We start from the raw sequence: 24,416 nt of genomic DNA, 5'->3' as shown, positions 1-24,416 counted from the left end.
ACTTCTTGTTATCGGCCTGGCGGACTGCAAGGCGACCGCCGTTGGAAAGACTATGGGCGCAGGTTTCTGTGGAAAAAATGCTAAACATCAGATACTCATATCGGTATTCCCGATGCATCCACATGCCGGAGGTCCAAGGTGATCCAGCTGCACGATGTCGACCTGAAACTGCTCAGGGTGTTTGCCACGATTGTCCGCTGCGGTGGCTTCTCGGCCGCGCAGGCGGCGTTGAATGCCGGGCAGTCGACCATCAGCGAACAGATGACCCACCTGGAAACCCGGCTCGGGGTCAAACTCTGCCAGCGCGGGCGCAGCGGCTTTCGCCTGACCGAACAAGGCGTGGCGATTCATGAAGCCACCCAGCGCCTGCTGTCGGCGGTGGAGAATTTCTGCATGGACGCCGACGTGCTCAAGCAGCACATCAGCGGCAAGCTCAACCTGGGGATCATCGACACCACGATTACCGACCCCGACTCGCCGATTCCGCGCACCACCCAGCGCTTCGTCTCCCGCGGGCATGACGTGCACCTGAACGTGTACGTCGGCACCCCGGCAGAACTCGAAGAACGGGTGCTCGACGGCCGTCTGCACCTGGCCATCGGGCACTTCCCGATCCATGTGCCGGGCCTGTTGCAATCGCCGCTGTACCAGGAGGCCCTTGGCTTGTATTGCGGGCGGCGTCACCCGTTGTATGGCAGCCAGGCTGAAGGGGAGGAACTGCTCGAAGAAGTTGCTGCCGGGCGGATCGTGGTGCGCGGCTACATGCAGCAATACGACCTCGAACACCTGGGCGTCAGCAAGGCGGCCGCCACCGTGGACAACATCGAAGCCACTGCGATCCTGATCATTTCCGGCGCCTACCTGGGTTTTCTGCCTGAGCACTTCGCCGCCCAATGGGTCAAGAGCGGCGAGATGCACCAGTTGGCCCCGGGGAGTTTGCGTTTGAGATCGCCGTTCGATGTGATCACCCGACGCGGCGTGGCACCGCCGCCGATCCTCCAGGCGTTCCTCGAGGACCTGGCCGCCAGCGCCCGCAAAACCGCCTAGCCGTGATGTGACACTCGCCAAATTGAAATTTTGCCGGGCATACTGATTTTAGTTCGCCAACCTTGCAGGCCCGTCATGCGCATCCACGTCACCTTCATCGACCGCGTCGGAATCACTCAGGAAGTGCTGGCCCTGCTCGGTGGACGCAGTTTCAATCTGGACGCCGTCGAAATGGTGCCGCCGAACGTCTACATCGACGCCCCGACCCTCGGTGCCGACGTACTCGAAGAACTGCGGGAGGCACTTTTCGACGTACGCGGCGTGCAAGCGGTGACCATGGTCGACATCCTTCCGGGGCAACGCCGGCGCCTGCAACTGGACGCCTTGCTGGCCGCCAGTTCCGACCCGGTGCTGGCGGTGGATGACCGGGGTCATGTGCTGCTGGCCAACCCGGCGCTGATTGCCCTCTGCGGGCGCGAACCGGCCGGTGAATCGCTGACCGCGCTGTTCGACGATGCCGACTTGCAACGCACCTTGATCGCCCACCATTTCCGCCTGCCGATGCACGAGGTCAGTCTCGGTGGCCAGACGTTTCTCCTCGATGCCATGCCGATCACCGACGCTGGCGCCCTGCTCACCCTGTATCAACCCAATCGCATCGGCGAACGCCTGTCCGCGCTGCACCATGATCATGCCGAAGGCTTCGATGCGCTGCTCGGCGAATCACCGCCAATCCGCGCGCTCAAGGCACGTGCGCAACGGGTGGCGGCCCTCGATGCACCGCTGTTGATCCAGGGTGAAACCGGCACCGGCAAGGAGCTGGTGGCCCGCGCCTGCCACGCCATCAGCCCACGGCACGATGCGCCGTTCCTGGCCCTGAACTGCGCGGCACTGCCGGAGAGCCTGGCCGAGAGCGAGCTGTTCGGCTACGCCCCCGGCGCCTTCACCGGCGCACAACGGGGCGGCAAGCTCGGCCTGCTGGAACTGGCCGACCAGGGCACGGTGTTCCTCGATGAAGTCGGGGAAATGTCGCCCTACCTGCAAGCCAAACTGCTGCGTTTCCTGAGCGATGGCTGCTTCCGTCGGGTCGGTGGCGACAAGGAAGTCCGGGTCAATGTGCGGGTGCTCAGCGCGACCCACCGTGACCTGGAAAAAATGGTCACCGAAGGGCGTTTTCGCGAAGACCTGTTCTACCGCCTCAACGTGCTCAACCTGCAAGTCCCGCCGCTGCGCGAGCGCGGTCACGACATCCTGTTGATGGCCAATCACTTCATGCAACAGGCCTGTGCGCAGATCCAGCGACCGGTGTGTCGCCTGGCGCCGAGCACCTTCAGCGCCCTGCTCGGCAACCGCTGGCCGGGCAACGTGCGGCAACTGCAAAACGTGATCTTCCGCGCGGCGGCGATTTGCGAAAATCCGCTGGTGGACATCGACGACCTCGACATCGCCCGCACCGCCGTTGAACGGCAAAACGACGGCGAAGTCGGCAGCCTGGAAGAGGCTGTGGGCGACTTTGAAAAGAACCTGCTGGAACAGCTTTATCGCAGCTACCCGTCCAGCCGGTTGCTCGCTGCACGGTTGCAAACCTCCCATAGCGCGATTGCGATTCGCCTGCGCAAATACGGGATTCCCGGCAAACCGTAGCGTGGCATTTCCCGGTCACCGCATAACCCTGTGGGAGCGAGCCTGCTCGCGAAGAGGGAGTGCCAGTGACATAAGTGCTGCCTGGCACACCGCATTCGCGAGCAGGCTCGCTCCCACAGGGGGGGCTTGTCTTTCAATCGATCTCAGTGTCTGTAAATCGATACAGCGTCTCGATATCAATACACACCCTTCCCTACCAGCAATCACGGTGCCTGCATCCGAGGCCTTGCCTGTCTGTATTGATTTCAATACGAACGAGATGCCACGAACATCACAAAAATCGCTCAAGCCATTGATTTAAAACAACTAAACAACCTTGGCATCGCCCTTGCTATCACTCCTCCAACCCCGCTCGTCGCCCCGCCTCGAGCCTTAAAACAATAAGGAGTTGATATGAGCCAATTGCGTTTTACCGTCGATCACGAATGGTTGCGCCTTGAGAGCAATGGCCTGGTCACCGTCGGCATCACCGCGTTTGCCCAGCAGGCGCTGGGGGATGTGGTGTTCGTTCAGGTGCCTGAACTGGGCGCCTTCGCTGCAGGCGCTGAGGTGTCGGTGCTGGAATCGGTGAAGGCCGCCAGCAGTATCGGCATGCCGCTGGACGGTGAAGTGGTCGAGATCAACACGACGCTCGAGAGCACTCCGGAACTGGTCAACGAAGACCCCTTGGGCGAAGGCTGGTTCTTTCGCTTCAAACCGGTCGATGTCGAGGCGTTGAGCGACTTGCTGGATCAGGACGCCTACGAGCGCCTGACCGCAGAACACGCCGACGCCTGAAGCCCACCCTTTCCACACAAGGACCACACCATGTTCAGCAAGCACGACCAGATCCAAGGCTACGACGACGAACTGCTGGCGGCGATGAACGCCGAGGATGCGCGGCAGGAACACCATATCGAACTGATCGCCTCGGAAAACTACACCAGCCAACGGGTGATGGAAGCGCAAGGCAGCGGCCTGACCAACAAGTACGCCGAAGGTTATCCGGGCAAGCGCTACTACGGCGGCTGCGAGCACGTCGATGTGGTCGAGCAACTGGCCATCGACCGCGCCAGACAACTGTTCGGCGCCGACTACGCCAACGTCCAGCCGCACTCCGGCAGCCAGGCCAACGCGGCGGTTTATCTGGCCCTGCTGCAAGCCGGCGACACCGTGCTAGGCATGAGTCTGGCCCATGGCGGTCACCTGACCCACGGCGCCAAGGTGAGTTTTTCCGGTAAGTTGTACACCGCCGTGCAGTACGGCATCGACACCACCACGGGCCTGATCGATTACGACGAAGTCGAGCGCCTGGCTGTCGAACACAAGCCGAAGATGATCATCGCCGGGTTCTCGGCCTATTCGAAGACCCTGGACTTCCCGCGCTTCCGCCAGATTGCAGACAAGGTCGGCGCGTACTTCTTCGTCGACATGGCCCACGTCGCCGGCCTGGTGGCCACGGGTCTGTACCCCAATCCCCTGCCTTACGCCGACGTGGTCACCACCACCACGCACAAGACCCTGCGCGGTCCGCGTGGCGGGCTGATTCTGGCCAAAGCCAATCCTGAGCTGGAGAAAAAGCTCAACGCCGCGGTATTCCCCGGCGGTCAAGGTGGCCCGCTGATGCACGTGATCGCCGCCAAGGCCGTGTGCTTCAAGGAAGCCCTGGAGCCAGGCTTCAAGACCTATCAGACACAAGTGATCCGTAACGCCCAGGCCATGGCGCAGGTGTTTATCGAGCGCGGGTATGACGTGGTGTCCGGCGGCACCGACAACCATCTGTTCCTGGTCAGCCTGATCCGCCAGGGCCTGACCGGCAAGGATGCCGACGCCGCCCTCGGGCGTGCCGGCATTACCGTGAACAAGAACGCCGTGCCCAACGACCCGCAATCGCCGTTCGTGACGTCCGGCCTGCGCATCGGCACGCCGGCGATCACCAGCCGTGGCTTCAAGGAAGCGCAAAGCATTGCGCTGGCCGGGTGGATCTGCGACATCCTCGATCACCTCGGCGATGCCGACATCGAGGCCAATGTCGCCCGCCAGGCGGCCGCCCTGTGCGCAGACTTCCCGGTCTATCGCAACTGACCACACAACATAGAACCCCTGTAGGAGCGAGCCTGCTCGCGAAGAACCCAAAGGCACCGCGTTAATCCTGAATGCGCGCGTAATCGTTGGCGACCATCGCGAGCAGGCTCGCTCCTACAGGTAACGCGTCGTGTTGCATAAGGAAAAACGATGAACGCCATTGTCGAATCGACCGGCAACAGCCCGGCCAAAGTGGAGGTCGGCACCAAACTGCGCGGTGCGCAAAAGGTTGCGCGGATTCCGGTGAAAATCATTCCCACGGATGAATTCCCGCGCAAACCCGACTGGATTCGCGTGCGCATGCCGGTCTCTCCCGAGGTCGAGCGGATCAAGCAACTGTTGCGCAAACACAAGCTGCACAGCGTCTGCGAAGAAGCCTCGTGCCCGAACCTCGGTGAATGTTTCTCCGGTGGCACCGCGACGTTCATGATCATGGGCGACATCTGCACTCGTCGCTGCCCGTTCTGCGATGTCGGCCATGGCCGGCCCAGGCCGCTGGACGCCAACGAACCACTGAACCTGGCCGTGGCCATCGCCGAGCTGCGCCTGAAGTACGTGGTGATCACCTCGGTGGACCGCGACGATTTGCGCGACGGTGGTGCCCAACACTTTGTCGACTGCCTGCGCGAGATCCGCAAGCTGTCGCCCGGCGTGCAACTGGAAACCCTGGTGCCGGATTATCGTGGACGCATGGACGTGGCCCTGGCGATCACCGCCGATGAGCCGCCGGATGTGTTCAACCACAACCTGGAAACCGTACCGCGCCTGTACAAGGCCGCGCGGCCGGGCTCGGACTTCGAGTGGTCGCTGGACCTGCTGCAAAAATTCAAGCTCGCCGTGCCCCGCGTACCGACCAAATCCGGCCTGATGCTGGGCCTGGGCGAGACCGACGAGGAAGTCATCGAGGTCATGCAGCGCATGCGCGAGCACGACATCGACATGCTGACCCTCGGCCAATACCTGCAACCCTCGCGCAGTCACTTGCCGGTGCAGCGCTTCGTGCATCCGGACACCTTTGCCTGGTTCGCCGAAGAAGGCACGCGCATGGGTTTCAAGAACGTGGCGTCCGGGCCGCTGGTGCGTTCGTCCTATCACGCCGATCAACAACTTCATGGAGGTACAGGCGGTTTCAAGCCATGATGAGATGACTGGTCATGCATGGAGCCGTTCCCGATGTTTCGTTCACCCTGTCTGTCGATGTTGTGCCTGAGCCTTGCCCTGCCGTGCATGGCCGACGAGGCGAAACCCGGGCACATGGTGTATGTGCGCAGCATTGCCCCGGGCATCGAGCAGGACATCCGCTACGCCAGCGCCCACAACTTCACCGGACACCCGCTCGACGGCTACCAGGCGGCAGAATGCTTGCTGTCGACAGATGCCGCCAACGCCCTGGCCCGTGTACAAGCGGCGCTTGAAGCCGAGGGCTACGGCTTGAAGGTGTTCGATTGCTATCGACCCCAGCGTGCGGTGGCGGACATGGGCCGCTTTGCCAGCGAACCCGGCGACCCGCTCAAGACCGAGTTCTATCCACGGGTCGACAAGCAGGACTTCTGGCGCCTGGGTTATGTAGCCCGGGTGTCCAATCATTCCCGGGGCAACACCGTCGACCTGACCCTGACCGGCCCCGACGCCCTGCCCGCCGGCACCTGGACGCCTTCGGTGAAACCGATGGATTGCACGGCGCCTTATGGCGAGCGCTGGCACGACGGCGCGCTCGACATGGGCACCGGTTTCGATTGCTTCGATGAGCGTGCGCATACGGACTCGGCGCAGATCAGCGCGACGGCCAAAGCCAATCGGCAGCGGCTCAACGACGCAATGGAAAAACAGGGCTTTGTCGGTTACTCGGCCGAGTGGTGGCACTTCACGTACAGCGGGAATGCACAGAAGCCGGACGTCATGAACTTCCCCATCACGCCGCTGACCCCATGAACAAGCTGATCAACATCCTGTTGCTGCTGTTGTTTCCACTGATCGCCATGGCTCAGGGGCTCGACGACAGCGATCAACTGATCGTGGTCACCAGCAAAAGCTGGGATGACAGGCAGGCCACTGCCCAGCGCTACGAACGGCACGGCCAGACTTTTGAAAAGTTCGAAGCACCCTTTGCGGTGGTGCTCGGCAAGAACGGCATGGGCTGGGGCAAGGGCCAACTCACCCCCGGGCGACCAGAAGGGCCGGTCAAACAGGAAGGCGATGGCAAGGCCCCGGCTGGAGTGTTCAGCCTGGGCACGGCGTTTGGCTACGAACCTTCGGCCAATACCCGCCTGCTCTACCTGCCGCTGACAGCGACCATCGAATGCGTGGACGACAGCCTGTCGGCTCACTACAACGAATTGGTCGACAGCTCGGCCGTTGCAAGAGACTGGAGCAGTTCCGAGCGCATGCGCCGCAGCGATGACTTGTATCGCCAGGGCATATTCATCCGGCACAACACCCTGGCCACTCCCGCCGCCGGATCGTGCATTTTCTTCCACATCTGGCGCGGCCCCACGGCGCCGACTCGCGGCTGCACCGCCATGGCCCCGGCGGATATCGCACGGCTGTTCAACTGGCTGGACCCGGGCAAATCCCCGGTGCTGGTGCAACTGCCCGAAGCGCAGTACGAACAGTTGCGTGAGCGCTGGGAACTGCCGAAACGTTAATCAAATGCCTCCATGGGTACTACCGGCACCAACAGCCCGACGATCCAGGAAATATCCACGCCGCCCAGTTGCGCAACCATTGGCCCGGAATAGAAACGGGTATCGACAAAGGGCAACTGGATCAACACGCCGATCGCATAGACGCTGATCCCCAACACGTACCAGCGACCGTAGCGTCCTGCCGGATCGGATAACGTTCCTTGTTGATGAAGTAGTCTGTTGTCGGGGGTGAACTCAGAAGGTCTTGGTAGCACTTGCAACGACCGTGGCCGAGCACAGGTCGTCATAGCCATACCAGCCGCTGCACTCGCTTCTGGTCAGGTCGGTGTCGACATAGCTCAGGCCCCAGGTCACACCGACGAAGTCACGGGTCAACCTGGCTTCCCACTCGTAGTAAGCCTCGCGGTTGTCGCCATTGGCGGACCAGAAAGCCGGGTCTTTCACATCGTTGCGCCCCACCCGCAGCTCCAGGCCGACTTCGGCCGGCAACGTGAACTTGTAGCCGACGTAGGTGTAGAGCGTGTCCTGGTCTTCACCGAAAACGTTCGGTGTATCGTTCGAGTAATAGGCGCCGAGCTTCACACCATAGACGTCGAGAATGGCGTAGATCTCGCTCAGGTTGAATTCGGAATTTTTCGGGTAGTCGTACTTGATGTAGCCCAGGTCGAGGCTGATCGCGTCCGTCGCCTGCCAGTAGTAACCAGCGTAGTACTCAAGCTCCTGGCGGGTGTCGAAGTCGCCGCCGAAATCCACGCTGGAGGTCCAGGCGCCGATGTACAAGCCGCTGCCGTGCATCAGTGTCGCGCCGCCCTGCACAGCCGGATCGCCCAGGGATTGCGAGATGCCGCGGGAACGGTAGTCGCTGACGACGCCCAGGGTCATGTCCAGGCTGAAATCATCGTTGAGGGCCAGGGCGTGGCTGGTCAACGGAGCCAAGGCCAGCGTAGCGAGGGTCAATGCTGAAAGTGCGTTCATACAATTCTCTTGTTGTTATGGCGTACGGGGAATTTCAGGCATGGCGATGCCATCCCCCTCGCGCTGCGAGGGGCTGGCGGTTTTTACGTATGCTGGTGTGTGCGCAGGTCAGGACGCGGGGGCGTAGACCTGCTTGCCGGCAAAGAAGGTGTTCAGGACTTTGGTTTCGAACAGTTCGTCATCGCTGACCTTGAATACATCGCGGTCGAGGATGATCAGGTCAGCCTGCTTGCCCGGCGCCAGTGAACCGATCTGTTTCTCCAGGCGCAGGGTTTTCGCGGCATTGAGGGTGTAGGCGTAGAACATGGTCTGGCGGTCGATGCTCTCCTTGGCGTTGAGCACGCCCAACGGCCCCTTGCGCGTACTGGCCTGGGCGATGGCGTTGAACGGGTTCGGACTGGACACCGGCCAGTCGCTGCCACCGGCAATCGTCGCGCCGGCGTCATGCAGGGACCGAGCGGGATACTGGTAACCGTAGGCAAAGGCGCTGATGTAGGGTTTGACCAGTTCGACGGTGTAGGATTCGCCGGTGGCCCACAGCAGCTGCATGGAAGCAATCACGCCCAGCTGCTTGAAGCGTGGAAACTCCTTGGGATTGACCAGTTGCAGGTGGGCGATGCTGTGGGGTACCGGCGTCGGGCTGAGCTTGCGCGCATAAGCCACGCCGTTGAGCGACTCACGCACGGCACGGTCGCCGACGGCATGCATGTGCACGATCCAGCCACGTTTTTCCGCCGCCACCACCAGCTCACCGAAGTGTGCCGGGTCGGTCAGCAGTTGACCGTCCTTGTGGCTGTTCTTGTACGGCACGATGACCGCAGCGGTTTGCCCCGGGTACTCCAGAATGCCGTCGACAAACACCTTGATGCCGGGGAACGTCAGGTTGGGCACGCCCTCGAACTGCTTCATCACCGTCGCGATCACTTCCAGATCGGCAGGTTTGCTCTTCGGGTTGGTGACCATCAATGCGGCGACGTGGGCGCTGAGTTCACCGCTCTGCGCCAGTTCCTTGTACAACGGCAGGACGCCGACGGTCTGCGTGGTGGCATGGAAATCGAACAGTGAGTCCTCACTGCCGCCGTTCGCCGCAGCGTCCATCCACGCCGTGATGCCGTATTGGTTGTTGACCCGCACTGCCTCTTTCGCGGCTTTGAGCATGGTCTCCGGGCTTGGCGCAGGAATGCCGTTGCGCACCACGTCCCAGCGGGATTCGGCAAAGTAGCCGTTGGGCGTGAAGTCCTGTTCATGCCCGACATAACCACGCTCCTTCTCCGGCAGACTCTTGACCAGTGCCGCATCGATGTTCAGACGTTTGAGCATCGCATTGTTGGCCCAACCGGTGTGTCCGTCGATGCCACTGAAGACAATCGGCTGATCGGCCCAACGCCCCTGATTGAACACCTTGCCCAGCTCACGGCTTTTCTCCCAGTAGGCCGAGCTGACCCCGGCGACACTGATCACATCGCCGGCCCGGGCACGCCCGGCCTGGTCCTGTTCAATCAACCACTGTTCAAGTTCCGGTATCGGTTTGACTTCGTCCAGCAGGTTGGCCTTCATGCTGTCGAACGCACCCACCACCGGGTGGCTGTGGGTGTCGATCATGCCCGGCATCAGCACCTTGCCCGCCAGGTCGATGCGCTGGGTCGTGGCGTCGGCCAGGGCATTGATTTCGGCATCGCTGCCGACTTTCAGAATCTTGCCGTCTTGCACCGCAACTGCCTGCACCAGCGCCTGGCCAGGTTCGGCGGTAAAGACCTTGCCGTTGAACAACACCAGGTCGGCGGCGGCCATGGCTTGTAGCGAGGACAAGGCCAGCGCGGCGGCCAGCAGGTTTGGAATGAATCGCATCGGAACGCTCTCTGGTTTTTATTGGACGGATCGGGAACTGACGACTTGGGAAACCACCTGTGGCGCCAGCCCGAAGAACGGCGCCCTGGCCCATACGACCTTGCCGCCGACCAGCGTCAGCAGCACGTCGTTGCGCCCGAGTTCTTCGTCGGGCGTCGCGCCCAACGCCATGCAGGAAAACGCTGTTGTCGACACAATGGCGACAAACAACCTGGAAAGTCTCAAATGCCTCACCCCTGTTTTTATTGTTTTGAAGCGGCCCGAAGCGACTGCGCAAGCCCTTGATAGACAGGGCCTACCCTATAGGGCGCAGCGCGCGAATGGACCTCTGCAAATGAGGAGGGGTCAGGCAAATAATTGAAACGGCCGGGATCAGTCCCGGCGCGCGGACTCCGCCAGCGTACCCGGCGAACGCAGGACGGAGCCCAGCTCCACCTTGCTTTTCACGCCGAGCTGCAAGTAGCAGTTACGCAAATAGGTGCGCACGGTCGCGGGGCTCAGGGCGAGGATCCTGGCGATCTCTTTGTAGGAGTGACCGGCGGCGAACAGCATCGCCGCCGTGCGCTCCCGTGGCGCCAGGCCGTCCCCGCCCGAGGGTGCTTCGAGGGACAGGATGACGTGCTCGGCGTTGGGGCTCAGGGTCAGGGCGCAGCGGCCCAGGCGGATCACACAGGGTGCCTTTGCCAATTGCGCGATTACCTCGCCCGGCAACATCGAACCGCTCCAGCCCGGCAATTCGCGTTGAATGGCCGCGCACAGCCTGGCCCCGACATACAGCAGACTGCCGTCCATCCGCGCGACACCAAAGTCACTCGCGCCGTTTTCGCTGTCGAAACGAATCATGTCCTGCACCTGAAACCGCCACAGCTGGAACAGGTGATCGCAGAACGCCGAAAACAGTTCGGCTTCGTTTTCCTCGAACGCCTGTTCTTCCAGGCCACGGTAGAGACAGGCGAAAAACATCAGGCCGCTTTCGGGCAGCTCAAAGGTGATGCTCATCAAGTGATAGAGATCGTGGCGCCGGGCGAAATCGTTGACCGCCTCGCAAGGGTCGTTGAAGCCACTGTCACGCACCACCTCGCCGGGACGATTGAGCGTGGCGTGGGAGAACTGATCGTTTGCCGCCACCGGATGCCATTCGGCGGCAAAGGACTCGGGGAGATTGATGCTTCCATGCATCCAGCTTTGCGGAGGTACATTGGGACCGGGCGAAGACATTTCGCCCCACCAGGCAGACGCGAAGGGCACCAGTTGACCGAATGTCCGCAAGCCATCGGCGATGAACCGCGACGCCCCGCTTTCCCGCGCCAGCCGGCCCAGGTGCAATACACAATGATTGAACGCCCTCAGCGCGGTCAGCGAACTGTTGTCGTCGGCCTTGTTTCCCTCCTCCATCATTGCGATCCCGTTCACTGCATGGTCAGTTGCCTGGACGATGCCATAGCGCCGGGAATGGCGTCCAGCGCGCCGTGACAGGGTTGGCGGGTGTACACAGAATCTGCGGGCAACCGAAAATACTGTGGGAGCGGGCTTGCCCGCGATGGCGCCGGGTCAGCCGACATCCATGTTGAATGTGCTGGCCTCATCGCTGGCAAGCCAGCTCCCACAGTTCATGTGGTGGGACCTGGCATGTGTGTGTGTGTGTGTGCATGCGATCCCTGTGGTGAGTTCAGAAGCGAATTTCGTCCGTCGGGACCACATCGATCCGTGCCACGGAGCCGGTCAGGTGCGCCAGGTCCTTGTTGTGCTCGGCAATGATGTCTTCGGCGGTAAGGTTGCCGTTGTCGACGGTGGAATGCGCGTCTGCCGCCAGCACCACGTCATAGCCCAGTTTCAGTGCCTGACGCACGGTGGCATTGACGCAATAATCGGTTTGCAGACCGCAGATGACCAGACGTTCGAAGTCCTGTACCGGCACCAATTGCTGCAGGTTGGTCTGATAGAACGAATCGCCAGTGGTTTTGCGTACGCGATGATCTTTGGGCGATGTCTGCAGCCCTTCGGCCAGTTGCCAGCCCGGGACACCGTGCTTCAACAGACCATCCTGTTCTTCGTGCTGGATGAGTACCACCGGAACGCCGGCCTTTCCAGCCCGGTCACTGAGAGCGTTGATGGTGTCGATGACGCGCCTGATCTCGAAACACTCGTACTCACCGGAACACAAAGCCTGCTGGACATCGATGATTAACAACGCAGTAGTCATGATTTCCTTCCTTGATATGTCGAGGGATCAGGGGACGAACATAAGCCCGTCCCCCTCCAGATACAACCCTCAATAACCCAGCGACAACCCGGTATTACGCCGAGGATCGTTGGCCCCGTAGAAACGGTTCTTGCCTACCGGTTTGCCACCCAGGGATGGGGCGCCGACCAGGATCGCCGCTAGGTGGTTGGCGTCCTGGGGACCGGTAAACTTGTGCCCCCAGCTTTCGAGGATTTTTACCGTGTCCGGGCTGGTGGTGAAGGCCTCCAGATTGGTCTGCTCCGGCAGCCACTGCTGGTGAAAACGCGGCGCATCCACCGCTTCCTGGATGTTCATGCCGTAGTCGATCACGTTGAGCATGGTCAGCAAGGTCGCGGTGATGATGCGGCTACCGCCCGGAGTGCCGACCACCATCACCACTTTGCCGTCCTTGGTGACGATGGTCGGGCTCATGGACGACAGCGGCGCCTTGCCGGGTGCGATGGCATTGGCCTCGCCCTGCACCAGGCCGTACATGTTCGGTACGCCGATCTTCGAGGTGAAGTCGTCCATTTCATCGTTGAGGATGACCCCGGTCTTGCTCGCCATCACGCCGGCACCGAACCAGTCGTTGAGGGTGTAGGTCACCGACACCGCGTTGCCCCATTTGTCGACGATGGAGTAATGCGTGGTGTTGTTGCCTTCATGGGGCGCGACACCGGGCTTGAGTTCGCTGGATACCGCGGCCTTTTGCGGTTTGATCGCTTCGCGCAGCTTGGTTGCGTAGTTTTTATCCAGCAGGTGGGCAATCGGGTTCTTCACGAAATCCGGGTCGCCCAGGTAGCTGTTGCGGTCCACATAGGCGTGGCGCATCGCCTCGATCTGGTAGTGCATGCCCTGGGCCGAGTGATAGCCCAGGTCCTTCATCGGATAGCCTTCGAGGATGTTCATGATCTCGCAGATCACCACGCCACCGGAGCTCGGCGGCGGAGCCGAGACCACGTGGTAGCCACGGTAGTCGCACTCGATGGGCGCCAGCTCGCGGGTCTTGTATTTGTCGAGGTCGGCCTGGGTGATGATGCCCTTGTTGGCCTGGCTGGAGGTGACGATGGCGTCGGCCACCCAACCTTTATAGAAACCGTCGGCGCCTTTCTCGGAGATTTCCCGCAGGGTCTTGCTCAGGTCCTTTTGCACCAGTTTCTGGCCGACCTGCATCGGCTCGCCGTTGTTGAGGAAGATCGAACCGGAGTCTTTGATGTCCTTCTTGAACATGTCGGTGGCGTAGTCCAGCAAATCGACGTCGCCCTGCTCCAGCACGAAACCGTCTTCGGCCAGCTTGATGGCCGGGGCGATGATTTCCTTGCGCGGCTTGGTGCCGTACTTGGACAGCGCCAGTTCCATGCCCGATACCGTGCCCGGCACACCCACCGCCAGGTGACCACGGGTACTCAAATCGGGAACGACGTTGCCGTCCTTGTCCAGGTACATGTTGGCGGTGGCGGCCAGCGGCGCTTTTTCACGGAAGTCGAGGAAGGTCTTGCGCCCGTCGGCCAGTTGAATGGTCATGAAACCGCCGCCACCGAGGTTGCCGGCCGCGGGGTAGACCACCGCCAGCGCATACCCGACCGCGACCGCCGCATCGACGGCGTTGCCACCGTTCTTCAGCACATCCACGCCCACATGGCTGGCCAGGTGCTGGGCCGTGACCACCATGCCGTTTTCCCCGGTAGCCGGGGCCACGGAGGCGGCATGGGCGGTCAGGCAGCTGAGTGCCAATGAGGTCGCAATCAGCGATTTGGCAAAAGGTTCGTACTTCATGAGTCGGTCTCTTCTTGTTATTTCGTAGGAAAACGCTTCAAAAGCCGTAGCCAAGTATGGTCGGGATTACGTATTGCGCCTCCCCGTCGAGACAGTATCCTTAACGCCTGTTCAGCAATTTCGCACGAGCCCTGACATGACCTATACCTGCATCACCGTGGCGTCCCCGGTCGGCCAGTTGAAGCTGGTCGCGAACGGTTCACGACTGGCAGCCATCCTCTGGGAAAACGACAAACCCGGCCGGGTGCGCCTCGGTCCGATGAGCGAAGCGCCGGACAACCCGATCCTGCTGCGCACGGCTGCGCAGTTGCGTGAATATTTTGCCGGCAGCCGCGAACGCTTCGAACTGGACCTGTATTTTGCCGGCACGGAATTTCAGAAGCAGGTCTGGGTGGCGCTACTGACCATCCCGTTCGGCGAGACCCGCAGCTACAGCCAGATCGCCGAACAGATCGGCAACCCGACGGCGGTCAGGGCCGTGGGTGCGGCGAATGGCAAGAACCCGATCTCGATCGTGGCGCCGTGTCATCGGGTGATTGGCGCGTCGGGCAAACTCACCGGGTTTGCCGGTGGGCTTGAGGCCAAGGAGTTGTTGCTGACCCTGGAAGGTGGGCAATGGCCCGGCACGGCACGCCTGCCAGGCTTTTGATCATGCCTGGGCGAAGAGGTTTTTCATCGCCGCATACTGCAACAGCATGATGGTCTTGGCGTCGCAGATCTCGCCGCGGTAAAAGGCTTCGAGCGCGTCCTCGAACGCCCACTCCAGCACTTCCAGCTCTTCGGTTTCCGCCTCCAGCCCGCCGCCGTCGCTGACCTTCGACTTCGCGTCGTATTCGGCAATGAAGAAGTGCAACTTTTCCGTCACCGATCCCGGGCTCATGTACGCCTCGAATACCTTCTGCACATGGTGCACGCGATACCCCGTCTCTTCCTCTGCTTCATCGCGGATGCGGTCTTCAGGCGCCGCGCCTTCCAGCAGCCCCGCCGCCACTTCGATCAACAGCCCGTCGTGACCGTTGACGAACACCGGCAGGCGAAATTGCCGAGTCAGCACCACGGTTCGCTTTTCGCGGTTGTACAAGAGAATCGCCGCGCCATTGCCACGGTCGTAGACCTCCCGGGTCTGGCGTTGCCACTCGCCATTGTTGCGTTGGTAATCGAAGGTGATTTTCTTGAGCAGGTACCAGTCGTGGGACAACACCTGAGACTCGACGATGTTGACCCTTTCGGCTGTGTTCGACATGACAACGCGTCCTGTTACTGGTCTGAGAGGGCGCATGATAATTGAAAAGGATCAGCGCTTGTCCCCCCTCAAGCAAGCTGCGCGTTGGCATCGGTTCAACTTTCCCCGGGATGGAACAATCGCTGCATCCGGGATAGGCTGCTGCTTCAATGCCATAAGGATATAGCCATGAACCTGCGTATCGAACTGTCGCAAAACCCCACGGAAGAACAACGCCAGGCCATCCTCAAGCCATTGCGCGCGTACAACGGCTCTAAGGCCGAAGGCAACGTGCCCGGGCACATCGCCTTGCTGGTGCGCGACGACAACGACGAAATCCTCGGCGGCCTGCATGGCCGGTTGTTTTACCAGTGGTTGTACATCGACTTGCTGGTGGTGCCGGAGCAGGCCCGGGGATGGGTTCGAAACTGATGCAGATGGCCGAGGACCTGGCGCGGGAACGGCGCTGCGTCGGGCTGTGGCTCGACACCTTTGAATTCCAGGCGCCGGATTTCTACAAGAAATGTGGCTACAGCGAGATCGGGCACATTGCCGACTATCCACCGGGCCACAGGCACTTCTTCTTCCAGAAGCGCCTGAACTACTGAACCATACCGCCCCCCCTGTAGGAGCGAGCTTGCTCGCGATGGTCGTCAACGAAAACGCTGGATGCCTGACACCCCGCGGCGTTCCGATTTTTTTCGCGAGCAAGCTCGCTCCTACAGGGGGAACAGCGTCAGATCACAGACAAGTCGCCAACGCTGCCAGCCGGCGCTTGGCCACGAAATCATCCTGCTGTGCGTAGTAGCTCAACACCGTGCCCGAGGCATCGCTGGTCACGTCGACGAAGGACTCCGCCGAACGGGTGTAAACGGTCGTGCCACCTTTCTCGCCAGCTTGCAGATAGGCTGCGGCATCGACGCCGAACACGGCCTCGTCCTGCCAGGAAAACTGCACGCACTGGGCGACGTCTTTTGCCGGCTTTTCCGAGTTCAGGGTCTTGTACGGGGCCTTGGTGCGGGCATCGTTCATTGCCGAGCCAGCGCATCCCGCCAGCAAAGTCGCGGCCAGCGCCACCATCAGAATTCGCATTGCATTCACTCATCAGGAAAAAGCGGACTTTATCACCCCGGCAGCCCGTATCGTTCTGCTTTACTTCATTTATACCGCGACAGCGTGCAACGATTCGCGCACCCTGTCGCGCCAATAACGCCGCATCGCACCTATCACTGGAATCCTGATGACACCCAATGCCGAGTTTTACAAACCGACCGCTGAATACGCCGACAAGCTGATCAGCCAGATCGGCCAGACGCCTTCATGGATCGCCAAGCGAATCGGCGTCACCGACAAGCGGATTCGTTACATCCTCAATGGCGAAAGAACCGTCAAAGGCGAAACCACGCCGATCCAGATGACCTACACCGAACAGTTTGCCCTCGAATGCCTGGCAGCAGCGGCCAAGGCCAGCAAGAAGCAGTCTTCGTAACCCCCACTCAAGGAGCGACCATGGCGGCAACCGAGCAGCAACATGAGCAGGCACTGAAGCGGTTTCTTGATGCGCGCCCCGAATTGCGCGAAGAGCTCGACCACCTCAACCCGCTGTTGGCTCAGGCCAAGGGTGAAACGGCGGCACAGTATCGCGAGGAGCGGCTGCACGAAGCCTTTGAAGCTGAAGCAGAACGCCAGCAATTGTTCGCTTGGGAACTGACATTGCAGTTAACTGCCGCCACGCCCTTGGACTACGAAGCGCAACGCCTGGAAGTGCACCGGGAAGTGGCGGAAATGGCCGGCATGGACTGGCTGGAGTATTGCGAGTTGAATGGGATAAAACCCTAAGCACTGTTCAGGGATACCTTCGCCGATGCTGCCCAACACCGCCAGGACCCACGCCAGCCCCGGGCACTTGCACACGCAGAAATGGCGCGGGCGCATAGGCCTGAGCCTGGTGGCCATGCTCTCGGTACTCGCCGGCATGACCGACGCCATCGGCTTCATGGCCAGCGGCGACTTCGTTTCGTTCATGAGCGGCAATACCACCCGGATGGCGGTCGCCATCAGTGCTGGCGACCTTGAGTTGACCCTGCGCCTGGTGATCCTCGTCGCCACTTTCATCGTCGGCAACGCGCTGGGCATTATCGTCAGCCGGCTGGGTGGCCGCCGGGCCCTGCCTCTGCTGTTGTGCATCGCCACTCTGCTGTGCGCCGCCGCGGCCTGGCCCTATGACGCGCAACTGCCGGCCCTGCTGGCGGCAATCATCGCAATGGGCATGCTCAATGCCGCGGTGGAAGAAGTGAACGGCCTGCCGGTTGGCCTGACTTACGTCACCGGTGCCCTGTCGCGTTTCGGTCGCGGGCTGGGCCGCTGGATGCTCGGCGAGCGTCGTAACGGCTGGCGCGTGCAACTGATCCCCTGGACCGGCATGTTCGCCGGCGCGATACTCGGTGCCGTGCTGGAACATCACCTGGGGCTCAAGGCGTTGTTTGCCAGTGGCCTGCTGGCTGCCGGGCTCGGGGTGTTGTCGTTGAAGATCCCGCGGCGGTGGCAGTTGGGGTATATGCCGCGCTGAGTCTTGTGTTGACTGTGAGGCTGCCTTCACGAGCAGGTTCGCTCCCACAGTGGACGTGTGGTGATCGCTGATTTTGTGCCCGACACAAATCCCTTGTGGGAGCGAGCCTGCTCGCGAAGGGGCCAGAACAGACAACATCGTTTTAGCCGCCCCGCCGATAAAGCATTATCATGGCCGCAGTTTCGCTGATCGAGTCCGTCATGAAGTTCGCCATCGCCGTGTTTTCCGCCGCCCATGCGCCCTCCTCGCGCCGTGCCTTGCTGTTCGCCCAAGCGGCGCTGGCCGGCGGGCACGAGATTGTCCGGCTGTTTTTCTATCAGGACGGCGTCTACAACGCGTCCGCCAGCGTGGTCACGCCCCAGGATGAACCGGACTTGCCCAGGCAATGGCGCACCTTTGTCAGCGACCATCAACTCGATGGTGTGGTGTGCATCGCCGCCGCGCTGCGTCGTGGCGTGTTGAACGAGGAAGAAGCCAGGCGCTATCAGCGCGAGGCGGTTACCGTCGGTGCGCCGTGGGAATTGTCCGGCCTTGGCCAATTGCATGACGCGGCGCAGGATGCCGACCGTCTGATCTGTTTCGGAGGCGCATGACATGGCCAAATCCTTGTTGATCATCAGCCGTCAGTCGCCATGGTCCGGCCCGGGCGCGCGGGAAGCGCTGGATATCGTACTGGCCGGCGGCGCCTTCGATCTGCCGATTGGCCTGTTGTTTCTCGACGACGGCGTGTTTCAGCTGGCCGCAAAACAGGACGCCAAGGCCCTTCAGCAGAAAGACCTGAGCGCCAACCTGCAAGCCCTGCCAATGTTCGGTGTCGAGGAGTTGTTCGCCTGCGGCGACAGCATCAGCCAGCGCGGCCTGGACCCGGACGGACTGTCACTGGCAGAAGCCCGGGTATTGGCCGCCGACGAAATCACCGCCCTTATTGACCGTTACGACCAGGTGATCACCCTCTGATGTCGACTTTGCATGTGTTGTCTCATTCCCCGTTCGGCGACGATCGCCTGACCAGTTGCCTGCGCGTGATTGGCGCCAACGATGGCTTGCTGCTGTCCGGTGATGCGGCCTATGCGTTGCAGCCCGGCACCGCGCCGTTCACTGCGCTCAGCGCCCGTGGCCTGAAGCTGTTCGTCCTCGCCGAAGATGCCCAGGCCCGTGCGCTTGCGGTACCCGACTGGGCCCTGGCCATCGATTACCCGGCCTTCGTCGAACTGTCGATTCACTACGACAAGGTCAACAGTTGGCTATGAATGCATTGACGGTAGGCGCCCGCGCCATCGAGCTGGACAAGGACGGTTTCCTGGTCGAACTGAGTGACTGGTCCGCCGATGTGGCCGGTGCCCTGGCCGCTGCCGAAGACATCGAGTTGACGCCCGAACACTGGGAAGTCCTCGAACTGCTGCGCAGCTTCTACGCCGAGTTCCAGCTGTCACCGGCCACCCGTCCGTTGATCAAGTACACCGCCCTGAAACTCGGCCCGGAAAAAGGCAACAGCCTGCACCTGAACCGACTGTTCAAAGGCACTCCCGCCAAACTCGCCGCGAAACTGGCGGGCCTGCCCAAACCGACGAATTGTTTATGACCGACTATCCAGCACTGACACTCGAAACGCCTGCCGAGCATCCGTTCGCCCAATTCGTGCGGATCCTTGGCAAAGGCAAGCGCGGCGCCCGTGACCTGGCCCGGGTCGAGGCCCGCGAGGCCATGGGCATGGTGCTCGATGAAAAGATCGAGGAAACCCAGCTCGGCGCCTTCCTGATGCTGTTGCGGCACAAGGAAGAAAGTGCAGAAGAGATGGCGGGGTTCACCGAGGCATTGCGCGAACGCCTGAATCCTCCGGCGCTGGCGGTAGACCTGGACTGGCCGACGTACGCCGGCAAGAAGCGGCACTTGCCGTGGTACCTGTTGGCGGCCAAGTGCCTGGCACAAAACGGCGTGCGGATATTCATGCACGGCGGCGGCGCCCACACGGCCGGTCGCCTGTACACCGAGCAACTGCTGGGCGAGTTGAACATCCCGCTGTGCCGCGACTGGCAACAGGTCGGCTCAGCGCTGGATAACGGCGGCCTGGCCTTCATGCCGCTGGTGGACTGGGCACCGCAGCTGCAACGGATGATCGACCTGCGCAACACCCTGGGCCTGCGCTCGCCGATCCACTCGCTGACGCGGATTCTCAATCCGCTGGGCGCGCGTTGCGGCCTGCAGAGCATTTTCCACCCTGGGTATCAGGCGGTGCATCGCGATGCCAGCGGGCTGCTCGGCGATACCGCCATCGTGATCAAGGGCGATGGCGGCGAAATCGAGATCAACCCGGACGCCGACAGCCACCTGTACGGCACCACCGGCGGCGAGAGCTGGGATGAGGAATGGCCGCAGTTGTCCGCGCAGCGTCATGTCAAACCCGCCTCGCTTGAACCTGAACATTTGAAAGCGGTGTGGCGTGGTGACGTGGTCGACAGCTACCCGCAAATGGCCTTGATTTCGACCATGGCCCTGGCACTGCGTGGCCTCGGACAGAGCCGCGAACAGGCCTTTGAAACCGCCGAGCAATACTGGGCCGCTCGCAACAAATCGATTTAACCGATCATTCGTGCCCGATCTTTGCGCTTTTTGTTCGAACTCATCGGAATAGACTGAACCCAACGATTATTGGATTCAGGAGTCTTGGACATGGGTTTGTTAGTGGATGGCCGCTGGCAGGACAAGTGGTACGAAAGCAGCAAGGACGGCGCGTTTCAGCGTGAACAGGCGCAGCGTCGCAACTGGCTGACAGCAGACGGCAAGCCCGGACCGACCGGCGCCGGTGGTTTTGCGGCAGAACCCGGGCGCTATCACCTGTACGTGTCCCTGGCCTGTCCGTGGGCCCATCGCACGCTGATCCTGCGCAAACTCAAAGGCCTCGAAAACCTGATCGACGTTTCGGTGGTCAGTTGGTTGATGCTGGAAAACGGCTGGACCTTCGACCGGAACCTGGGGTCGACCGGCGACAAGCTCGACCACTTCAACTTCATGCACCAGCGCTACACCGCCGACACGGCCGACTACACGGGGCGCGTCACCGTACCGGTACTGTGGGACAAACAGCTCAAGCGCATCGTCAACAATGAATCATCGGAAATCATCCGCATGTTCAACGGTGCTTTCGACGATTTGACCGGTAACGACCTGGACTTCTACCCGGCGCCGTTACGCGCTGATATCGACGCATTGAACGAGCGGATCTATCCGGCGGTGAACAATGGCGTATACCGCGCCGGGTTTGCCACGTCGCAACAGGCTTATGAAGAAGCGTTCAATGAGGTATTTGCCGAGCTGGACCGGCTGGAGCTGCTGCTGGGCGCCAACCGCTATCTGGCTGGCGAGTACCTGACCGAAGCGGATATCCGCCTGTTCACCACACTGATTCGCTTCGATGCCGTGTACTACGGGCACTTCAAGTGCAACCTGCGACGGATTGCCGATTATCCGAACCTGTCGAACTGGCTGCGGGAAATCTATCAGTGGCCTGGGATTGCCGAGACGGTGGATTTCACTCACATCAAGCACCACTACTACGCCAGCCACCGCACCATCAACCCGACTGGAGTGGTGCCGAAAGGCCCGGCACAGGATTTCACCGCGCCCCATGACCGGGAGCGGTTGAGCGGGAAAGGGATTTGGCGCAAGGCCTGAGATTTGTGCAGGTCATGAGGGCCCTTTCGCGAGCAGGCTCGCTCCCACAATTGATTTGTGCCGTTCACAAATCCCCTGTGGGAGCGAGCCTGCTCGCGAAGGGGGCAATTCGGTCTAGACCTGCCCCTGAGCCCCTTCGAACCACGCCAGTTTCTCGCGCAACTGCACCACTTCGCCCACGATCACCAATGTCGGCGCATGCACTTCATGCTCCGCCACCAGCCGTGGCAAGTCCGCCAGGGTGCCGGTAAACACCCGCTGGTTGACCGTGGTGCCCTGCTGGATCAACGCTGCCGGGGTATCTTTGCTGCGACCATGCTTGATCAACTGTTCGCAGATAACCGGCAAGCCCACCAGCCCCATGTAGAACACCAGGGTTTGCGCCGGTGCGACCAGGTCCGCCCATGGCAAATCGCTGGAGCCATCCTTGAGGTGACCGGTGATGAAACGCACCGACTGTGCGTAATCGCGGTGCGTCAGCGGAATCCCGGCATAGGCCGCGCAACCGCTGGCCGCCGTGATCCCCGGCACCACCTGGAACGGAATGCCTTGCGCCGCCAGTTCTTCGATCTCCTCGCCACCGCGACCGAAGATGAACGGATCGCCGCCCTTCAGGCGCACCACACGTTTGCCCTGCTTGGCCAGATCCACCAATTGCTGGTTGATCTGATCCTGCGGCACCGCGTGATCGGCGCGGCGCTTGCCGACATAAACCCGCTCGGCGTCGCGACGGCACAGTTCGAGAATCGCCGGCGCCACCAGGCGGTCATACAGCACCACGTCGGCTTGCTGCATCAGGCGCAAGGCACGGAAGGTCAGCAGGTCGGGATCACCCGGGCCTGCGCCCACCAGATAGACTTCGCCGGTGGCAACCGGTGCTTCGCCATCGATCTTCGCTTGCAACAAACGCTCGGCTTCGGCGCCCTGCCCGGCCAGTTGCCGATCGGCAATCGGGCCCTGGAAAACATCTTCCCAGAACGCCCGACGCTGCTGCACATCCGGAAACAGGCTTTTGACCTGATGCCGAAAACGCGCCGCCAACCCGGCCAGATGACCGTAGGTGGAAGGAATCCAGGTTTCGATCTTGGCGCGGATCAGGCGTGCCAGCACTGGCGCATCGCCGCCGCTGGACACCGCGATGATCAACGGAGAACGGTCGACGATCGCCGGGAAGATCACACTGCACAGGGCCGGCGCGTCCACCACGTTGACCGGCACGCAACGCCGATGGGCATCGGCGGAGACTTGCGCGTTCAGCGCTTCGTCGTCGGTGGCAGCAATGATCAGCCCGCAACCGTCCAGATCCGTTTCGGCGTAGCCACGCAACAGGCACTCGCCACCGCTGCCGGCAACCAGTTCGCGCAGTTGTGCTTCGATTTCAGGTGCAACCACCCGCAGCAGCGCACCGGCATCGGCCAGCAGGCGGGATTTGCGCAAGGCAATCTCCCCCCCACCGACGACCAACACACGACTGCCGCGAAGGTTGTGAAACAGCGGCAGATAGTTCATTTAGCCGATGACCTCAAGGCCACCCATGTACGGCTTGAGAACTTCTGGCACACGGATCGAACCGTCGGCCTGCTGATAGTTCTCCAGCACCGCGACCAGGGTACGGCCCACCGCCAGGCCGGAGCCGTTCAGGGTGTGCACCAGTTCCGGCTTGCCGGTTTCCGGGTTACGGAAACGCGCTTGCATGCGACGGGCCTGGAAGTCGCCGCAGTTGGAGCACGACGAGATTTCGCGGTATTTGTCCTGGCTCGGGATCCACACTTCCAGGTCGTAGGTCTTGACCGCGCTGAAGCCCATGTCGCCGGTGCACAGCGCCAGGGTGCGATAAGGCAACTCCAGCAGCTGCAGGACTTTCTCGGCGTTGGCGGTCAGGCCTTCCAGCGCTTCCATCGACTTCGACGGCTCGACGATCTGCACCATTTCAACCTTGTCGAACTGGTGCTGGCGGATCATGCCGCGGGTGTCACGACCGGATGCGCCGGCTTCGCTACGGAAGCACGGGGTATGGGCAACGAACTTGATCGGCAGCAGTTTCGAATCGACGATTTCGCCAGCGACGATGTTGGTCAGCGACACTTCGGCGGTCGGGATCAGGTACAGGTCGGCCTCGCCTTCGCGGGCGATCTTGAACAGGTCTTCTTCGAACTTCGGCAACTGGCCGGTGCCTTGCAGCGCCGGCGCCTGGACCAGATAAGGCGTGTAGGCCTCTTCATAGCCGTGCTCGGTAACGTGCAGGTTGATCATGAACTGCGCCAGGGCGCGGTGCAGACGGGCAATCGGGCCGCGCAGCAGGGCGAAACGGGCGCCGGACAGTTTCGCGGCGGTTTCGAAGTCCAGCCAGCCGAACTTCTCGCCCAGGGCCACGTGGTCCTGGACCGGGAAATCGAAAGCCTTCGGCGTGCCCCAACGGCGCACTTCAACGTTGCCGTCTTCGTCATCGCCAACCGGCACCGATTCGTGCGGCAGGTTGGGAATGCCCAGCACGATCGAGTCCAGTTCGGTCTGGATCGCGTCCAGTTCGACTTTACCGGCGCTCAATTCACCCGCCATGCGCTCGACGTCCGCCATCAACGGCGCGATGTCTTCGCCGCGCTGCTTGGCCTGGCCGATGGATTTGGAACGCGCATTACGTTCAGCCTGCAGTGCTTCGGTGCGGGTCTGGACGGTCTTGCGCTGTTCTTCCAGCGCTTCGATGCGCGCAACATCCAGCACAAAGCCACGGGATGCCAGGCGGTCCGCTACGTCCTGAAGGTTGCTACGTAACAGTTTGGAATCGAGCAT

General features: G+C 61.5%; 27 protein-coding genes and 2 pseudogenes. 18 read left to right on the top strand and 11 right to left on the bottom strand.

Annotated elements, in window-relative coordinates; genetic code table 11:
- Nucleotides 1–138: 138 nt before the first annotated feature.
- From ACEN8E_RS09795 to ACEN8E_RS09765, 7 genes are all read left to right on the top strand, one after another.
- The gene (locus tag ACEN8E_RS09795; RefSeq protein WP_495592417.1) at nt 139–1,047 is read left to right on the top strand and encodes a LysR family transcriptional regulator; all 909 of its coding nucleotides are present in this window, start codon (nt 139–141) and stop codon (nt 1,045–1,047) included.
- Between the two features lie 75 nt (nt 1,048–1,122).
- Nucleotides 1,123–2,631: a transcriptional regulator GcsR gene (gene gcsR, locus ACEN8E_RS09790; protein WP_495592416.1), complete on the top strand. Its 1,509-nt coding sequence runs from the start codon at nt 1,123–1,125 to the stop codon at nt 2,629–2,631.
- 393 nt (nt 2,632–3,024) lie between these two features.
- Complete coding sequence (gcvH, locus tag ACEN8E_RS09785) at nt 3,025–3,408, top strand: glycine cleavage system protein GcvH (RefSeq protein WP_495592415.1); 384 nt, start codon at nt 3,025–3,027, stop codon at nt 3,406–3,408.
- Nucleotides 3,409–3,438: 30 nt separating this feature from the next.
- The gene (glyA, locus tag ACEN8E_RS09780) at nt 3,439–4,695 is read left to right on the top strand and encodes a serine hydroxymethyltransferase (protein ID WP_495592414.1); all 1,257 of its coding nucleotides are present in this window, start codon (nt 3,439–3,441) and stop codon (nt 4,693–4,695) included.
- Between the two features lie 150 nt (nt 4,696–4,845).
- Nucleotides 4,846–5,835, top strand: a complete 990-nt coding sequence (gene lipA, locus ACEN8E_RS09775; RefSeq protein ID WP_495592413.1) for a lipoyl synthase — start codon at nt 4,846–4,848, stop codon at nt 5,833–5,835.
- Nucleotides 5,836–5,868: 33 nt separating this feature from the next.
- A complete protein-coding gene (locus ACEN8E_RS09770; protein WP_495592412.1) occupies nt 5,869–6,627 on the top strand; it encodes a M15 family metallopeptidase in 759 nt (252 codons plus the stop codon).
- A complete protein-coding gene (locus tag ACEN8E_RS09765) occupies nt 6,624–7,340 on the top strand; it encodes a L,D-transpeptidase family protein (protein ID WP_495592411.1) in 717 nt (238 codons plus the stop codon). Before ACEN8E_RS09770 ends, ACEN8E_RS09765 begins: the two co-directional genes overlap by 4 nt.
- Here ACEN8E_RS09765 and ACEN8E_RS09760 read toward each other — a convergent pair.
- The 7 genes and pseudogenes from ACEN8E_RS09760 to ggt form a co-directional block, all read right to left on the bottom strand.
- Nucleotides 7,337–7,534: pseudogene (locus ACEN8E_RS09760) on the bottom strand (cytosine permease); the annotation flags it as partial. The gene ACEN8E_RS09765 and the pseudogene ACEN8E_RS09760 overlap by 4 nt on opposite strands.
- Before the next feature lie 40 nt (nt 7,535–7,574).
- On the bottom strand, nt 7,575–8,315 hold the full coding sequence (locus ACEN8E_RS09755) for a TorF family putative porin (RefSeq protein WP_495592410.1): 741 nt from the start codon (nt 8,313–8,315) through the stop codon (nt 7,575–7,577).
- A 108-nt stretch (nt 8,316–8,423) separates the two neighbouring features.
- Nucleotides 8,424–10,163, bottom strand: coding sequence for an amidohydrolase (locus ACEN8E_RS09750; protein ID WP_495592409.1), 1,740 nt, complete (start codon nt 10,161–10,163; stop codon nt 8,424–8,426).
- An 18-nt stretch (nt 10,164–10,181) separates the two neighbouring features.
- Complete coding sequence (locus tag ACEN8E_RS09745; protein ID WP_495593416.1) at nt 10,182–10,388, bottom strand: hypothetical protein; 207 nt, start codon at nt 10,386–10,388, stop codon at nt 10,182–10,184.
- Nucleotides 10,389–10,535: 147 nt separating this feature from the next.
- The gene (locus ACEN8E_RS09740) at nt 10,536–11,558 is read right to left on the bottom strand and encodes a helix-turn-helix transcriptional regulator (RefSeq protein WP_495593296.1); all 1,023 of its coding nucleotides are present in this window, start codon (nt 11,556–11,558) and stop codon (nt 10,536–10,538) included.
- A gap of 274 nt (nt 11,559–11,832) precedes the next feature.
- The gene (locus tag ACEN8E_RS09735) at nt 11,833–12,366 is read right to left on the bottom strand and encodes a cysteine hydrolase family protein (RefSeq protein WP_495592408.1); all 534 of its coding nucleotides are present in this window, start codon (nt 12,364–12,366) and stop codon (nt 11,833–11,835) included.
- A 69-nt stretch (nt 12,367–12,435) separates the two neighbouring features.
- Nucleotides 12,436–14,163, bottom strand: a complete 1,728-nt coding sequence (gene ggt / locus ACEN8E_RS09730) for a gamma-glutamyltransferase (protein WP_495592407.1) — start codon at nt 14,161–14,163, stop codon at nt 12,436–12,438.
- Nucleotides 14,164–14,299: 136 nt separating this feature from the next.
- Between ggt and ACEN8E_RS09725 the strand changes: the two genes are divergently transcribed.
- On the top strand, nt 14,300–14,812 hold the full coding sequence (locus ACEN8E_RS09725; protein ID WP_495592406.1) for a methylated-DNA--[protein]-cysteine S-methyltransferase: 513 nt from the start codon (nt 14,300–14,302) through the stop codon (nt 14,810–14,812).
- On the opposite strand, the gene ACEN8E_RS09720 is transcribed toward ACEN8E_RS09725, so the two are convergent.
- A complete protein-coding gene (locus ACEN8E_RS09720; protein WP_495592405.1) occupies nt 14,813–15,406 on the bottom strand; it encodes an NUDIX domain-containing protein in 594 nt (197 codons plus the stop codon).
- Between the two features lie 168 nt (nt 15,407–15,574).
- Here ACEN8E_RS09720 and ACEN8E_RS09715 point away from each other — a divergent pair.
- Nucleotides 15,575–15,993: pseudogene (locus ACEN8E_RS09715) on the top strand (GNAT family N-acetyltransferase).
- A 133-nt stretch (nt 15,994–16,126) separates the two neighbouring features.
- Here the strand turns inward: ACEN8E_RS09715 and ACEN8E_RS09710 are convergent.
- Nucleotides 16,127–16,477: a hypothetical protein gene (locus ACEN8E_RS09710; protein ID WP_495592404.1), complete on the bottom strand. Its 351-nt coding sequence runs from the start codon at nt 16,475–16,477 to the stop codon at nt 16,127–16,129.
- 148 nt (nt 16,478–16,625) lie between these two features.
- On the opposite strand from ACEN8E_RS09710, the gene ACEN8E_RS09705 reads away from it, so the two are divergent.
- The 9 genes from ACEN8E_RS09705 (at nt 16,626) to ACEN8E_RS09665 (ending at nt 21,626) form a co-directional block, all read left to right on the top strand.
- Nucleotides 16,626–16,874, top strand: a complete 249-nt coding sequence (locus ACEN8E_RS09705; protein WP_008000820.1) for a hypothetical protein — start codon at nt 16,626–16,628, stop codon at nt 16,872–16,874.
- Nucleotides 16,875–16,894: 20 nt separating this feature from the next.
- A complete protein-coding gene (locus ACEN8E_RS09700) occupies nt 16,895–17,224 on the top strand; it encodes a DUF6388 family protein (protein WP_495592403.1) in 330 nt (109 codons plus the stop codon).
- A gap of 25 nt (nt 17,225–17,249) precedes the next feature.
- On the top strand, nt 17,250–17,954 hold the full coding sequence (locus ACEN8E_RS09695; protein ID WP_495592402.1) for a YoaK family protein: 705 nt from the start codon (nt 17,250–17,252) through the stop codon (nt 17,952–17,954).
- A gap of 200 nt (nt 17,955–18,154) precedes the next feature.
- Complete coding sequence (gene tusD, locus ACEN8E_RS09690; RefSeq protein WP_495593295.1) at nt 18,155–18,547, top strand: sulfurtransferase complex subunit TusD; 393 nt, start codon at nt 18,155–18,157, stop codon at nt 18,545–18,547.
- A gap of 1 nt (nt 18,548) precedes the next feature.
- A complete protein-coding gene (tusC, locus tag ACEN8E_RS09685; protein ID WP_495592401.1) occupies nt 18,549–18,911 on the top strand; it encodes a sulfurtransferase complex subunit TusC in 363 nt (120 codons plus the stop codon).
- Nucleotides 18,911–19,204 carry a sulfurtransferase complex subunit TusB gene (gene tusB / locus ACEN8E_RS09680; RefSeq protein WP_495592400.1) on the top strand — a complete coding sequence of 98 codons (294 nt, stop codon included), beginning with the start codon at nt 18,911–18,913 and terminating at the stop codon, nt 19,202–19,204. The genes tusC and tusB overlap by 1 nt, the downstream gene beginning before the upstream one ends.
- Nucleotides 19,201–19,536, top strand: coding sequence for a TusE/DsrC/DsvC family sulfur relay protein (locus ACEN8E_RS09675; RefSeq protein ID WP_495592399.1), 336 nt, complete (start codon nt 19,201–19,203; stop codon nt 19,534–19,536). Before tusB ends, ACEN8E_RS09675 begins: the two co-directional genes overlap by 4 nt.
- Entirely contained in the window at nt 19,533–20,534 is a 1,002-nt protein-coding gene (locus ACEN8E_RS09670; RefSeq protein WP_495592398.1) for a glycosyl transferase family protein, read from the top strand. The genes ACEN8E_RS09675 and ACEN8E_RS09670 overlap by 4 nt, the downstream gene beginning before the upstream one ends.
- 90 nt (nt 20,535–20,624) lie before the next feature.
- The gene (locus tag ACEN8E_RS09665) at nt 20,625–21,626 is read left to right on the top strand and encodes a glutathione S-transferase family protein (protein WP_495592397.1); all 1,002 of its coding nucleotides are present in this window, start codon (nt 20,625–20,627) and stop codon (nt 21,624–21,626) included.
- Between the two features lie 114 nt (nt 21,627–21,740).
- On the opposite strand, the gene cysG is transcribed toward ACEN8E_RS09665, so the two are convergent.
- Both cysG and serS read right to left on the bottom strand, forming a co-directional pair.
- Nucleotides 21,741–23,135, bottom strand: a complete 1,395-nt coding sequence (gene cysG, locus ACEN8E_RS09660) for a siroheme synthase CysG (protein WP_495592396.1) — start codon at nt 23,133–23,135, stop codon at nt 21,741–21,743.
- Complete coding sequence (serS, locus tag ACEN8E_RS09655) at nt 23,136–24,416, bottom strand: serine--tRNA ligase (RefSeq protein WP_429369049.1); 1,281 nt, start codon at nt 24,414–24,416, stop codon at nt 23,136–23,138.

Source organism: Pseudomonas sp. Pseusp9, assembly GCF_059491265.1.
Note: the sequence above shows the minus strand (reverse complement) of the source record. Positions and strands in the feature narration are given on the sequence as shown.